Here is a 15,239-nt window from a genome sequence, read left to right as displayed (position 1 = left end):
AAAAGGAGAAGAGGATAAACATGACGGAAAAAACAATTCAAATTGATGCAATGAACTATCAATTTCAAATAGAAAAAGAAAATTGGAAATTGGAGATGACAAAATCTCAAACACGTATAAAAGACTTCCGTCAATTCGATATAATTACGGGCGCATCATCTGACTTTGTACCATTAACGATAGAAGAAATGGATGATATGTTTACGTTTCTATTTCAAGTCGACAAAAAATTATATAAGTGGGACGACCTTGGCCGTTTTGGAAGAAATGAGAAATTAAGACTGCTTCGAAATGTTGCGCAATTTCGTAAATATTTAAATAAACGAATTACGTTCTTTTTACATCCAGACAATATAGTTTTTAATGCGAATTTAATGCCAAGTATTATACATAGAGGAATTCGAGATATTGTTCCACCAACCCCGTTGTTAGAAGAGCAATTTTTAACGCAATACAAGTGTCTAATTATTGCTTTATTCTCCGAAAAGCACAATTTTGATGATTTATATGCTGGGTTACTAAAAGATGCAAAAGAAACAACATTTGAACAGACAGTTGCTCAAATGGAAAGTTTAGATGCATTACTGCAGTTTCTTGATGACAGCTTTGAGAAGGAACAAACAAAAACAGAAAAAAATATGCAGTTAGTACCTAAAAAGAGCTATAAATCATTTAAATACTTAGCTTTTTCCTTCATAGCGGCGACAGTTATTTTAGCTGCTCCTTTAATATATTTCACTTTTATAAAATTTCCTTATCAAAATAAATTATTAGAAGCAAATGTGAGTTTCATAGCAACTGATTATGACAAAGTAATTACGCAATTAAATGAAGAGGAATTTGAATCATTACCGATTGCATCTAAATATGAGTTAGCATTTGCATACATTACAGCTGAAAAACTAGGCGAAGATCAAAAGAAGTCAATTATGAAAAATATTAGTTTGAAAAGTGATGAAAAGTATTTGTTGTATTGGATGTATAACGGAAAAGGTGATTTTGATAAATCATTAGATTTAGCTAAGATACTTGATGATCCTCAGCTTATTATGTACGGCCTTGTTAAACAAATTGAATCACTGAAAAATAATCCGGATTTATCAGGAGAAGAGCGTGATCAAAAATTAAAAACATATGAGCAACAATTAAATGAGTATAAAAAGAAATATGGCGATGCATCAAACGATAAAGACTCGTCGAACACAGAGAAAAAAGAGTAAGCACTTGATGAGACAGTTGAAAAGGAGCAGTGAACACGGATGGAGCAACTATTAGTATTGACTTATGGAGACAAAATATATAAGTGCACATTACATCCAAATGAGCAATCAATAGTGTCGATTGGAAAAGAGTGGACAAATGATATTACGAATCCAAGTTTAGAACAAGAAGTAGAGTTAAAGTGGAATAATGAAGTAAATGCTTGGATGGTACAAAATCAATTAATAGAGTTCAATAAGGAATTTGAGATTGGAAAAACTAAAGATGTGAGCTTGAAAATCTTTATATCTATTATTGGTACAAATAAAGTGTTTGATATCGGAACGAAACATTCTCTTACATTGAGTCAAAACAGTTATGATGATATTTCTATTACCGGAACGAATGTGGATTTAATGTTATCTCGTGAAACGTTGTACGATTCTTTTAAAGTGAACGTATATGACGGGGATGTATTTCATAATTATACGAAGTTAAAAGGTAGCGTTATGTTAGAAGCAGGAGACGTATTATATTTTGATGGTGTTTTAGTAGAGATAGGCAGTGAAGATATTCAAGTATTGTCTTCAGAAGAGAACGTTAAATCTACGTTACCTATTTTAGTAGAATCAGAAACGAATTATCAAAGTGGTTATCCAGACTATCATCGTTCACCACGTATTATTTACCGTGAACCAGAAGAGAAAATGACAATTGCAAAACCTTCAAGTATGCCGTCAAAACCGACTGAGCATTTGGCAAGAATCATTGCACCATCTCTTGTCATGATTGTCGTAACAGTATTACTTGCTATCTTTATGAAATATGGAATGTTTATTATTGCATCGATTGCGATGACATTAGTAACGATTATTGTTTCTGTCACATCTTATATAAAAAATTTAAAGCAATATAAAATTGACATTGTGGAACGTGATAAAAGTTATAGAGAGTATATCAAACAAAAAACGAAAGATTTACATGCAGAAAGTGAAAAGCAACGTCATGCATTACAATATCATAATCCAAATGTTGAAGTGATACGTAATATGGCTATGCAAGTAAATCCACGTATATATGAAAAAACAATGCTACATCATGATTTCTTAACATTTAGCGTTGGGACAGGACAAGCTAATACAAGTTTTGAAATCCAATTTAATGAAGAAGAATTTAGTCAAACGAAAGATGAATTAATTGATATAGCACGTGAACTAAGACAGCGTTATCTATCATTGGAAGATGTACCTGTTGTAACAGATTTGATAAATGGACCGGTTGGCTATATTGGACAACGCTCTTTAGTGTTAGAACAATTACAATTATTAGTTGTACAAACCGCGTTATTCCATAGTTATTATGACTTGCAGTTTATTACTATTTTTCCTGAAGAAGAAAAAGAAAAATGGGATTGGATGCGCTGGTTACCACATGGAAGTGTTCGCGATATAAATGTACGTGGATTTGTGTACCATGATCGTAGCCGTGATCAAGTGTTAAATAGTTTGTATCAAATATTGAAAGAACGAAAATTAAAACTAGATGAAAAAAGTTCAACGAATGAAAAAATGTACTTTGCACCGCACTATGTCGTTCTCATTACAGATGAAAAACTAATACTAGACCATGTTGTTATGGAATTCTTTAATGATGATCCGAGTCAATTAGGTGTATCACTTGTATTTGTACAAGATGTTATGCAAAGTTTACCGGAGCATGTGAAAACGGTAATAGACATAAGAGATGCAAAACAAGGGAACATCATCTTAGAACAAGGAGAGCTTGTAAACCGTCAATTTAAACTAAATCACGTACCGAAAGGGTTCAATTTAGAAGATGTTTCACGAGCATTAGCACCGTTAAATCATTTGCAAAACTTGAAAAATAGTATCCCAGAAAGTGTAACATTTTTAGAAATGTACGGTGTTGAGAAAGTAAAAGAACTGAATATCACAAGTCGCTGGGAGAAAAATGCTGCACATAAATCTTTAGCTGTACCACTTGGATTACGTGGTAAAGAAGATATCGTAAACTTAAACTTACACGAAAAAGCACACGGACCACACGGGTTAATAGCAGGTACAACAGGTTCAGGTAAATCGGAAATTATACAATCGTATATATTATCTCTAGCAGTCAATTTCCATCCTTACGAAGTAGCCTTTCTACTAATTGATTATAAAGGCGGCGGTATGGCGAATTTATTCAAAAACTTACCGCATTTATTAGGAACAATTACGAACTTAGATGGAGCACAAAGTATGAGAGCGCTCGCATCAATTAAAGCTGAATTACAAAAAAGACAACGATTATTTGGGGAAAATGATGTAAACCATATTAACCAGTATCAAAAACTGTATAAAGAAGGTTTAGTAAGTGAACCGATGCCACATCTATTTTTAATTAGTGATGAATTCGCGGAACTGAAGTCAGAACAACCAGAATTCATGAAAGAGTTAGTTTCAACAGCACGTATCGGTCGTTCACTCGGAATCCATTTAATATTAGCTACGCAAAAACCGAGTGGTGTTGTAGACGATCAAATTTGGAGTAACTCGAAATTCAAACTAGCATTAAAAGTTCAAAATACGTCAGATAGTAATGAAATTTTAAAAACACCAGATGCTGCTGAAATTACATTACCAGGACGTGCTTACTTACAAGTTGGGAATAATGAAATTTATGAACTATTCCAATCAGCTTGGAGCGGAGCAGACTATGTAGAAAACAAAGAGGATAAAGAACATTTAGACGCAACAATCTATGCAATAAATGATCTAGGACAATATGAAATATTAAGTGAAGACTTAAGTGGACTTGGTAGCAGTAAAGAAGTAATAAGCGTACCATCTGAACTGGATGCTGTTATTGACTACATTCACGATTACGCAGAAATAAATGAAATTGAAGCGTTAGCTAGACCGTGGTTACCGCCACTTCCAGAAAGCGTATATTTACAAGACTTACACGCTATTCAGTTCAAAGAAGCATGGACGAAAGAAAAGAAACCATTAAAAGCAACAGTTGGTCTACTAGATCAGCCTGAATTACAATCACAAACACCATTAACACTAGATATTAGTAAAGACGGACACGTAGCGGTCTTCTCAAGCCCAGGCTACGGAAAATCAACATTCTTACAATCAGTCATTATGGATGTAGCTCGTCAGCATAGTCCGGAGCATTTGCATGTGTATTTAGTGGACCTTGGAACAAATGGTCTTCTACCTTTAAAAGGATTACCTCATGTAGCGGATACGATTACAATTGACGAATCAGAAAAATGTTTAAAGTTTGTTGAAAGATTAACTCAAGAAATGAAAAATCGCAAACGATTATTAAGTGAATATGACGTTGCAAATATTGAAATGTATGAAAAGGCAAGCGGGAAAGAAATACCACATATTATTATTGCAATTGATAATTATGATGCAGTAAAAGAAGCGAAGTTCTATGAAAGCTTTGAAATGCTAATTATGCAAATTGTCCGAGATGGTGCAAGTTTAGGAATTCATACCTTAATTAGTGCAGGGCGACAAAATGCACTTAGAATTCAATTGTACAATAATATTAAAATCCAAACTTGCCTATATATGATTGATCAAAGTGAAGTAGCTAGTATTGTAGGGAGATCTGATATAAAAGTGGAAGAAACAGCAGGAAGAGCGTTAATAAAACTAGAATCTCCTACATTATTCCAGGCTGCATTGCCTACGAAAGCAGAAGATGAACTACAACAAATTCAATTATTACAACAAGAAGCAAATGATATGGACCGAGAATGGGATGGAGAACGTCCGAAGGCAATTCCAATGATGCCAGAAATTATTGATATTGCTACTTATCGTAAAAATAAAGACGTTACAAAAGCTCTACAAGCAGCAAGAATTCCAATGGGACTTGATTTTGCAAACGTAGAAGTTGTAGCTCATGATATTGCAGTGAATGATCATTTAATGATTTATAGTGTAGATGATAGTATGAGAAAACAAATTGTATCTAGCATCCTATCTCAATTGAATAAAGATTATTTTGAAAGTGTGACGTTAGTGGATACAGCAGAGTATAGTTTCGTTCAATATAAAGATAATGTGACGCACTACATTGTAGACGAAAATGAAATCAATATGCATGCGAAGTATTGGATGGAAGTAATTCGCGAACGAGCTCTTGAATTAGCGCAAGCAAGACAAGAAGGTAGAGAAATTCCTGCATTCACAAAACAACTCATTATCATGACAAATGTTGAAGAGTTTAGTAAATTTGTTTATTTAGAAATGGAGGATGCAGCAACTTTAATTGATCTATCTCGTACAGTAGGCATTTACTTTGTATTAGCAGGTCACCACGACTACATGGACCGAAATCGTGAAGCTCTACCTATGAAAATGAGAAGTAAGCTAACAGCAGCAATTATCGCAATGCCATTAAATGATCAAAGTATCTTCAACATAAAATATATAAGCAACGAAGCGCCATTAGGTAAAGATGAAGTGTATTACTATCAAAAAGGGAACATAATGAAACTAAAAATGCCTAGAGTAACTAACGAGGTGACAGTATGAAATTAAAGAAGAAAGCTAAGGTGATGATAGTCGTGTCAATAGTGGCAAGTTTATTAAGTGGATGTGGTTTTGGGGAGACAAAGATAGAGTATGAGAGATTAGTAAAGGCATTGGATGAAGGGGACATGAAGACTGTTATGTCTGCAAGTGATGATGGGTATGCTTATGTGAAAGAAGAGGTTAGGGATAGTACGTTTTGGGCGGAAAATGATAAACGCATTAACGTCGTATATCAAACGACAGGAGCGGTATACAATATCAAAGAAAAAAGGTTCTATGGGACAACTTTACAAGAAATTGCTAGTTCATTAAATAATGAGCAAAAAAAAGAAGAAACTATATATAGAACTAGTATTAAATATGAAGATAATCAATTGAAAAGTCCAGATCAAAGTTTGGATGTTTCGAATGTTCATTTTATATTTGATAGATTGAAGGGAATAGATAGTTTAAAACCCAAAAAAGATAAAAAAAGATTTAGTGAACCATCCAAGGTAACATATTACTTAACTGAATCGGAATTTCAAGAAATAATTAATGATAAGTTAAAGGTGGACTATGATAAATTTGATGAAGCAATATTATTATTGGAATTTAATTCGGCAAAAGATACAAAAGAAAATCCTATGGAATTCACTACGATAAGCATAACGATGGGGTATGAAAAAAAGAATAAAGAAGGTCAATTAATAAGACATGATCAAAAAATAGCAATCTATTTAAATACTAAAGAAGATAATAATGAAAATTCTAAAAACAAATATGAGGAGTATGAAAGACAATATATGAATAATAGGTAATGTATAAAATAGGAGGGAATAAGTGTGGGGAATAGTACAAATGATCTCCAAAGATTTAAAATAAACAGTGATGTAGGAAAATTAAGATTAGCAGCAGCTGATATTTATGCTTTTAATGAAAAAGAAGATGATTATAGTAATCCAGACTCAGGAAAAAATAAGAAAAGACTAGAAGATAACTTTGATGCCGAACTAATAGCAGAGGATGATCAACATCCTCAGACTGGTTTTGGGGCATACGCTCTAAAAGACAACCATACAGGTGAAATTTTTATAGTTTACGTTGGAACGCAACCGAGTCAAATAGGCGATTTAGCAACCGATGGAGCAATTGGACTGCATAATTTAACTAATTCACCTATATTTGGGTCATTAGCGGAGTTTCAGTATAGTCAAGCGGAAAGATTTTATGAAAAAGTCAAAGCGGATAATAAAGGAAAGAAGATAACTTTACTAGGGCACTCTTTAGGTGGCGGAGCAGCGAATACAGTTGCATTAAGACATCAAGAAGATAATATAAACGTATTAGCTTTAAATCCTGCGCCTGTTTTAAATAAAGATGTGGTTAAGTACGGATACGGGACCAATATGAAAAATTGCCGCAGTCTTATAAATGAATATGATCCTTTGTATGGCGCCATTAAAGCCGCAGATTTTGTAATACCTGGACAGGTTTATAAAATGGAAAATGGGGAAGGGCATTCTTTTTTATATGATCCAAAATTTTATTCTGGGAATGGGAATGTAGCAATAGATAAATTGAAAAAGGTTAGCGAAACAGGATTTGATTGGAAATTTGGTTTTTTAGAAATATCAGAATCTGCTGGGGACCTATATAAAGGAATCACTGGAAAAAAAACATTAAGTACAACAGAAGAAGTTGTAGTGGATTTAGTGGTAAATGGAACCCCAGTCAGTGCAATTCTAGTTGCAATAACAGTAGTGGGAGATACTAGTGCTCTAGCAACAAAAATAGCAAGTATAGGTGTAGAAACAGGAAAAAAAGCTTTGAAATTTAGTAAGGAAGTTATACAAGAAGTTAGAAATCAGGTGAATGCGGCTGTGGATTGGATAGAGAATAAATTAGCAAAATGTAAGGAAAAGGTACTTGAAGTGTTAGAATCAGTATTTAACGCAGCTGTAGATTTTTTAGTAGGATGCATCATTCTTTATTTATCCCGTGATGAAATTATAGCAATTGCAAAAGAAGTAGCATCTTCTCTTGTTCAAGATATTTTAGATGTATTTAAAGGTGACTTTGAAATTGATACAAATATTGCTTCAATTGCTGGAGATTATGTAAGAAGCCATCGCCAATCATTATTAAACTATTTTATGAATGATGGTAGTAGAGGATTAAATCGTTCATTATTAGTAGAGATTTCCAGAGATGTGAACGAACTTTCAAATGATTTAAAAGAGTTAAGTCAAGATGTAACAGATGCGGTAATTTCTATGATAGCAAAAGATGAAGAGTTAGCTTCGGTTTCCTATTATTGATAAATGTTAAGGAAGGGGGTATGAGGATGGATTTACATATGATAATGTCGAGGGTTCATAGTACATTTCCGGACAGTGGTGGGCGAGATCAAATTATTAACGTTGTTATGCAACTTGAAAAAGCAGCTGTATCCTTGACAGGAGATATTAGAAGATTAGAAAGTAGTATTGATAATAGTTTGCAAGGTAAAACACGTGATGCTTTTATTGATCGTATCCGCCAATTAGAAAAAAGGCGACAAAAAATAGAAGAGAAAATTATCGTATTAAAAGGATCGGTGAATTAATATGAAAGATTATATGGAGAAAGTTTTGCCTTTAGGAAGTGTAGTGAGGTTGAGTACTGAGGAAGAAAAAGATGTAGAGTATGTAATTACTACAAGAGGAATACTTCTCGATGAAGACACTTTCTATGATTATGGTGGGGTATTACACCCAGTAGGATTGACGGCAGAGACATATAAATTATTCAATGACTTTGATATTTTAGAAGTAAAATTTGAAGGGTATAAAAATTCTATTGAAGGAAAATTTGCTCATAATTTTAAAATATGGCGAAATGAATTTGTAAAAACGATAAAGAACAAGGCTGAAAATAATAAGTAACAATTATTAATAAAACAAGGGCTATAATATATTTAGAAATAAATAGACTTTCCTCTTCCAACATGGAAAGAGGAAAGTCTATTTTTGATTGAATAAGAATCTAAATATCTAGTATTACGTGGGAACAACATGAAAAAGAACGTCAAGAATTTATAGCGAATAGAAAAAGAATAAAATAAAAGTTGAAATAACATTTGTAAATAATAGTCATAGACTGTTTTTTATGGTGGAAATCTATTTGTGAAGAAATAAATCATTTTATCCTATACGATGAAAATGGGATATTTCGGTATTTTTATAGTTAGGAAAAAGTTATTCTAAAAGGAGTAAGTTGGGGAATCATAGACGCAAGAAAAAGACACCGAAACAAATAAGAAAGGAAGCTGTTCAGATAAAACCGATAGTAGAAGAAAAACCACTAAAGAAGAGTAGCAACAAGTTAGTTGATATTCTCCTAGGTATTCTTCTTTTCCAAATTTTTATATGGGCTGTCTTGGAAGGTTCTACAACACAGGTAAGCAAAGGGAAGACGTTCCTTATTATCGTTTTCTTTCTCTTAATTGCAATAGGGTTATCTATGATAGGAAACAAATAAGGGGGAGTTCATATGTTTAAGAAGAAGGAGAAAAAAAACATTTACGTTAGACTGGTAAACACACAAGGGGAAATCATTCGAGAGTTTAATTGTACAGAAAAAGACTTGCGAAAAGTAAAAGAAAATGGTGCTGAAATTCGTTTGGTTAGAGATAAGTCATATGAGATGGTAGCAACCGATGAACAATTAGAAAAACTAGCAAGAGCTGAAGCAGAAATCGAAGAGGAAATTAAGGCATGGGAAGACGCTTTAAATGAGAGTTTGGAGGAACGCGAAGAAAGAGAAGCGAGACAGAAGGAATTGAAAGAAAAGAATAAATGGAGTACAAAGAAGAAAGTAATCGTATTTGGACTGATATTCTTTGTATTTATTGGATTACCTATTATCGAAGGGTATCAGAATAGTAAACTAGTTAAAGAAGGTACATCATTACATGCAGAAATTGTAGGTAGGCATGTAGAGAAGGAATTCATGTTTACACACCCCACATTAGTAGTTGAGGTAGACGGTAAAAAGCATAATGTATGGGTAAGTGAAGAGACATATAACGGAGCAGAGTGGTTAGGTAGACTAAAAGTCATCAAAACAAAAGATGGTAAAGTTGAGAAAGATCCTAGATATGAGGGGGAAGACTTAATTACGAGTTATTAAGCAGTATGTTTTTAATATTCGCTGCTCAAATTAAATAACATTATTATTTGCAAAAATCGAATCCATTAAAATAAAAAACAAATTTTAAATAACTGTAATAACCTCCTAGCATATTGTTGATGGGAGGTTATCACCTTTCTGAAGATAAAATTAAAGAGCTATATTATCTCGATACAATTGTGATGACAGTAACGTTTTTACTAAGTGAGTGCAGTTTCGGGGGAAACAAAAATAGAGTATGAGGGATATGCTTAAGTGAAAGAGAGAAGAATATTTAGAGCTTTTGAGGAGAAAGAAGGCTATTTGAACTATCAAAAGCATTCTGATTATGTACGGTAATTAATATAGAGATAATATTATCTGAATATAGTTACACAAAGATGAATGTACTTAAAAAGTTAGGAATGTAATGGGATTTTATTGAATGAAAATTATTTAAACTGTATAGAAGGTGAAAAACTGAATGTGGAACATAAAAGAAGAAGATTTAGATGGATTTCGAGTAACATGTAGCAGCCGTTTAAGTCCTGAGGGTGCTTTAGGTTTTATGATAGGAACAATAGTGTACGTTTCAGTTATGATGTTTTTTCTTATTGGTACTTTAGTAACGTTTGGTTGGGACTATTATACTACTTTCTTTGAGAAAACAATCGTTAGAATGGAACTTGTGCTATATAGCTTACAAATAATTTTTTTAATTCTATATTCATTTCCAAAAGCTCGATTTAAATTTCAAAAGTTACAAACATTTGTTGTATTATTATATGCATTTCAATTAGGTACGATATTATTCACGGCTCTAATTCTTCCTGGAATGTCTGATTATACAATTGATCGAATTACATTAGTATATGTAGGTTTCTTATTTTTTGGAGCAGTGATTGTTCATATTGTGACAACGATTGATACGTTTAAACAGGCAAGTGAAGGTGCGTTTAGTATGGATGAAAGATCCGTGTCCTTTTTTAGTAAAACAAAAGGAACTATGATGAAAGTTGCTTCAATATACGCATTAATCCTTCTTATTTTGATTTATTTTCATAATGATTATGCATTTGATACTTTTATTGGATATGTAATAGGAACTGTTTTAATGTATACGATAGCCATCGGTGCAGCTGAATTTCAGCTATTAGTATATTGCAGGTTTAAATTTCCGTCATTTAACATTTCATGGGAGCAACATAAAAGAGAGACTCCAAGATATCGAAAGAAAAATAAAAAAGGTAAATCGAAACGTAAGGCATAAAGAAAGTGTGTATTGTAAGTTTTGGTGGTGAAAAAGTAATAATTTATAGGAGAGTATTTGAACTACAAAAAGAAAATTTACTTATGTAAGGTGATTAAAGTGATTAGAAGATAATCTGATCGAAAATGTAGAGAGTGTAGTGTGATGATGAAATGAACACAAAAAAGGTTTCTAAAATGATTACTATCATAATAACAATCAGCCTACTACAAGCATGTAGTTTTTTTGAAGAAAAGGTAGAGTATGAGCCATTTATTAAGGCATTGGATGAAGGTGATATGAAGACGGTTATGTCTGCGAGTGATGATGGGTATGCTTATGTGATCCAAAGAGGTATTTATAGTACGTTTGAGCAAAAAGAAGATGGAGAGCACAGTAAAACAATTCGTCAGACTACGGAAGGTGTATATAATACAAAAGATAAAAGTTTATACGGAGAGGCGATACAAACAGTTGCGACTGATATAGAAAAAGACAAGGGAAAAAGGACAAATGAAAATTATAAAAAAGAAACGATTTATAGTACTCATGTTAAGTATGAAAATGGACAGGTGAAAAGTCCGGATTCAAATCTAGATGTTTCATACGTGAACTTAATTGTAGATCGTTTAAATGGGATAGGGAAACTAAAGATGAAGCCTGAAGATGATATAAAAAAGTTTGATCAGCCTAATTCAGTGGGATATCGACTAACTGAATCTGAATTTAAAAATATTATTAATAATAAATTAAAGATACAATACGATGAATTTGATGGAGCAACAATCGTATTGCACCTGGATGCCCCAAAAAATCCAAAACAAATTTTGCAAATGAGGATAGATATAGACTTTAAAGAAAAGAATGAGGATGGAAAATTAGTAGAAAATATGTTCCAAATAATAACGTATTTTAATAGAAAACAGGATAATAACCAAGATGCGAGACAGGAATATTTAAAATACAAGGCGCAGTACAACAAAAGAGATGGTTAAGAGTGGCGATGAAAATAAAAAGATATAAAATCAGTGACTAAGAAAATTGCATCTATATTTTGGTAATATACTATAGTTCGGGGAAAGGTGGAGTTAACAAATGTGGAACATAAAAGAAAAAGATTTAGATGAATTTAAAATAACATGTAGAAATCGCTTAAGCCCAGAAGATTCTATGGTGTTTATGTTTGGAGGAATAGTTTATAGTTCATTATTCATGCTTTTTATTTTGGTAGCATTAATTAAGATTGGCTGGGGTTACTATCCAACTCTCTTTGACAAAATAATTGTTAGTATTGAATTAGTGTTATATGGTTTGCAAGTAATCTTTTTCATTCTATATCTAATTCCAAAAGCTCGTTTCAAATATCAAAAGTTGCAAGCACTTGTGATATTATTATTTGCATTCCAGCTAGGAACTATAGGATTCACATTATTTATACTTCCAGCAATTTCGAATTATTCTATTGATCAAATTACATTATTATATGTGGGTTTATTGTTTCTAGGAGCAGTTTTTGTTCATCTGGTGACAACAATTGATACCTTTAAACAAGCAGAGAGTGGAGCCTTTAGTACCGATGAAAGAGCAACTTCATTTTTTAGTAAAATAAAAAACAATACAATGATTGGTATTACAATATATGTACTAACCCTTCTTATTTTAATTTATTTTCATAATAATTATGAAACAGGGGTTTTAGTGGGGTATATGGCAGGAACCCTTGTAATGTACGCAGTAGCCATAGGTGCAGCAGAGTTCCAATTATTAGCCTATTGTAGATTTAAGTTTCCGTCATTTTATATTTCGTGGGAGGAGCATGAAAGGGAGCGTCAGGAATTCTTAAAGCGTTATAAAGAGAGAGAGGAAAAGAAAGCGAAAGAAATAAAATAAGTTTTGGTTTCTGAAAATTCGAACAGAGTATATAAGCAATTAAGAATTGTATAAAAATCGATGCTAATAAAAATTAAAGTATCTTCAATATAATCTGTATGAGTAAATAAATACCAATAAGTACAGGTGAAGTGTATTACTTTCCAAAAGGGAACATAATGAACTTAAAAATGCCTAGAGAAATCAACGGGGTGTCAGTATGAAGTTAAAGAAGAAATCTAAGATGATGATAGTTCTGTCAATAGTATCAAGTTTATTAAGTGGATGTGGTTTTGGGGAGACGAAGATAGAGTATGAGAGATTAGTAAAGGCATTGGATGAAGGGGATATGAAAACGGTTATGTCTGCGAGTGATGATGGATATGCATATGTGAAAGAAGAGACTAGCGAAAGTACTTATGAAGAAAAAGAAGATGGTGAACATAGCAGGATAATATATCAAACAACCCATGGAGTATATAATGTGAAAGAAGACGACTTATATGGGAAAACAACTCAAAAGATTGCTACTGATATAAAAAATGATAAAAACGTTGGTAGTAATCAAAATTACAAAAAAGAAACTGTCTATAGTACAAATTTGAAAAATGAAAAATCTCGTTCAATAGCCCAGAATCAAGGCATAGATGTTTCATATGTAAAAATAATGTTTAGAGGATTAAATGAACTTAGTAAATTGAAACCGAGTGAAGATACAAAAAGATGTAGTGAACCGAGCATAATAAGCTATAATTTAACTGAATTACAGTTTAAAAGCATAATAAATGACAAGTTAAATTTAAAATATGATAAATTTGATTCTGCAATATTGATGATTGAATTTAATACGCCTAATGATACAAAAGAAAATCAAATGAGAATAATACAAATAACAATATCGGTAAATTATGAAGAAAGAAAAGAAGATAAGCTTATAAAACGCAATCAAGAAATTTCAACATATTATCATACCAGAGAAGATAATAATCAAAGTGCCAAAAAAGAATATGTAAATTATGAAAAAGAGTATATAAATTAAAAATAATATATTTTGATTGAATTTTGAGAACGATAAATGTTGTGAGGATATGAGTAAAGGGGTAGTAAAAAATAGTTATTGTGATAACAGTTATGTTTTACTGAGCGCGTATAGTTTTGGTAAATCAAAATAGAGTATGAGAGTCTAATAAAGGCATTGGATGAAGGTGACAAGAAGACGGTTATACTTAATTGAAAGAAGAATATTTGGAACTTTTGAGGAGAAAGGATACTATTTGAACTATCAAAAAGCATTCTGAGTATATGATTATGGTAATTAATGTGGTAATGATATACCTAAAAGATTATCTGAATTTAGTTGTACAAAAATTTATGTACTTAAAAATATTAAGAATGGAATAGAATTTTAGTGGATGAAAATTATTTAAACTGTATAGAAGGTGAAATGTCAAGGTGTGGAATATAAAAGAAGAAGATTTAGATAAATTTCGAATAACATGTCAAGGACGTTTAAGTCCTGAAGGTGCTACGGGTTTTATGCTTGGAACAATATTTTATATTTCAATATTTATGTTTATTATTTTTGTAGGTGATTTGAATTACTACAACAATTTTTTTGATAGAACAATTGTTAAAACTGAAATTGTGTTATTTAGTATTCAAATTATATTTTTAATTATATATCTATTTCCGAAAGCATGTTTTACATTTCAAAAGTTACAAACGCTAATCGTATTACTATATGCGTTTCAACTTGGAACGATATTATTTGTAGTTTCGATTGTTTCTGAAATGGCTGATAATTCAATTGGTAGGATGTATACCGGGCTACTAGTTGTAGGAGCAGTTATTATCCATATTGCAGCAACGCTAGATACATTTAAACAAGCAAGTGAAGGTGCATTTAGTAGTGATGAAAGATCCACCTCGTTTTTTAGTAAGACAAAAGGAGCTGTGATAAAGGGGGCTATAATATATATATCAATACTACTTCTTCTGATGTATTTTCAAAATGATTATTCAATTGATTTTTTTGTTATGTATGGAGTAGGAACTGTTTTAATGTATGCGGTTGCAATCGGAGCGGCAGAATTCCAATTATTGGCGTACTGTAGATTTAAATTCAAGTCATTTAATATGTCATGGGAAGAGAATGAGAGAATGCGTGGGAGAATTCGAAAGCGAAATACAAAATCCAAATCGAAAAGTAAATAAGAGGGAAATAG

The 15,239-nt window shown here is 32.1% G+C and carries 14 protein-coding genes; all 14 read left to right on the top strand.

The genetic code is table 11. The features are described 5' to 3' along the window. Window positions 1-20: 20 nt before the first annotated feature. The 14 genes from essB (at window position 21) to QEP67_RS17515 (ending at window position 15,228) form a co-directional block, all read left to right on the top strand. Window positions 21-1,220, top strand: a complete 1,200-nt coding sequence (essB, locus tag QEP67_RS17580; protein ID WP_000137022.1) for a type VII secretion protein EssB — start codon at window positions 21-23, stop codon at window positions 1,218-1,220. Between the two features lie 39 nt (window positions 1,221-1,259). Further along, entirely contained in the window at window positions 1,260-5,765 is a 4,506-nt protein-coding gene (gene essC, locus QEP67_RS17575; protein ID WP_353706349.1) for a type VII secretion protein EssC, read from the top strand. Further along, complete coding sequence (locus QEP67_RS17570) at window positions 5,762-6,565, top strand: DUF3952 domain-containing protein (protein WP_061673126.1); 804 nt, start codon at window positions 5,762-5,764, stop codon at window positions 6,563-6,565. The genes essC and QEP67_RS17570 overlap by 4 nt, the downstream gene beginning before the upstream one ends. A 24-nt stretch (window positions 6,566-6,589) precedes the next feature. Next, window positions 6,590-8,065: a lipase gene (locus QEP67_RS17565; RefSeq protein WP_061673125.1), complete on the top strand. Its 1,476-nt coding sequence runs from the start codon at window positions 6,590-6,592 to the stop codon at window positions 8,063-8,065. A gap of 26 nt (window positions 8,066-8,091) precedes the next feature. After that, the gene (locus tag QEP67_RS17560) at window positions 8,092-8,352 is read left to right on the top strand and encodes a hypothetical protein (RefSeq protein WP_000363091.1); all 261 of its coding nucleotides are present in this window, start codon (window positions 8,092-8,094) and stop codon (window positions 8,350-8,352) included. Window position 8,353: 1 nt separating this feature from the next. After that, on the top strand, window positions 8,354-8,671 hold the full coding sequence (locus QEP67_RS17555) for a DUF4176 domain-containing protein (RefSeq protein WP_000656387.1): 318 nt from the start codon (window positions 8,354-8,356) through the stop codon (window positions 8,669-8,671). A gap of 331 nt (window positions 8,672-9,002) precedes the next feature. After that, window positions 9,003-9,266, top strand: coding sequence for a hypothetical protein (locus QEP67_RS17550; RefSeq protein WP_061673124.1), 264 nt, complete (start codon window positions 9,003-9,005; stop codon window positions 9,264-9,266). 12 nt (window positions 9,267-9,278) lie between these two features. After that, on the top strand, window positions 9,279-9,917 hold the full coding sequence (locus QEP67_RS17545; protein ID WP_151035411.1) for a hypothetical protein: 639 nt from the start codon (window positions 9,279-9,281) through the stop codon (window positions 9,915-9,917). 463 nt (window positions 9,918-10,380) lie between these two features. Next, entirely contained in the window at window positions 10,381-11,166 is a 786-nt protein-coding gene (locus tag QEP67_RS17540; RefSeq protein WP_064056639.1) for a hypothetical protein, read from the top strand. A gap of 152 nt (window positions 11,167-11,318) precedes the next feature. Continuing rightward, window positions 11,319-12,140, top strand: coding sequence for a DUF3952 domain-containing protein (locus tag QEP67_RS17535; RefSeq protein WP_064056640.1), 822 nt, complete (start codon window positions 11,319-11,321; stop codon window positions 12,138-12,140). Between the two features lie 100 nt (window positions 12,141-12,240). Next, the gene (locus QEP67_RS17530; protein WP_000267174.1) at window positions 12,241-13,035 is read left to right on the top strand and encodes a hypothetical protein; all 795 of its coding nucleotides are present in this window, start codon (window positions 12,241-12,243) and stop codon (window positions 13,033-13,035) included. A 199-nt stretch (window positions 13,036-13,234) separates the two neighbouring features. Beyond that, window positions 13,235-14,053 carry a DUF3952 domain-containing protein gene (locus QEP67_RS17525; RefSeq protein ID WP_064056641.1) on the top strand — a complete coding sequence of 273 codons (819 nt, stop codon included), beginning with the start codon at window positions 13,235-13,237 and terminating at the stop codon, window positions 14,051-14,053. Between the two features lie 123 nt (window positions 14,054-14,176). Further along, window positions 14,177-14,248 carry a DUF3952 domain-containing protein gene (locus tag QEP67_RS17520; RefSeq protein ID WP_117616460.1) on the top strand — a complete coding sequence of 24 codons (72 nt, stop codon included), beginning with the start codon at window positions 14,177-14,179 and terminating at the stop codon, window positions 14,246-14,248. 218 nt (window positions 14,249-14,466) lie between these two features. Next, on the top strand, window positions 14,467-15,228 hold the full coding sequence (locus QEP67_RS17515; RefSeq protein ID WP_061672527.1) for a hypothetical protein: 762 nt from the start codon (window positions 14,467-14,469) through the stop codon (window positions 15,226-15,228). Window positions 15,229-15,239 lie beyond the last annotated feature (11 nt).

Origin of the sequence: Bacillus cereus group sp. MS39, from assembly GCF_040448665.1 — a bacterium.
Taxonomy (GTDB): domain Bacteria; phylum Bacillota; class Bacilli; order Bacillales; family Bacillaceae_G; genus Bacillus_A; species Bacillus_A wiedmannii.
This window is presented reverse-complemented; position numbering and strand designations above follow the sequence as displayed.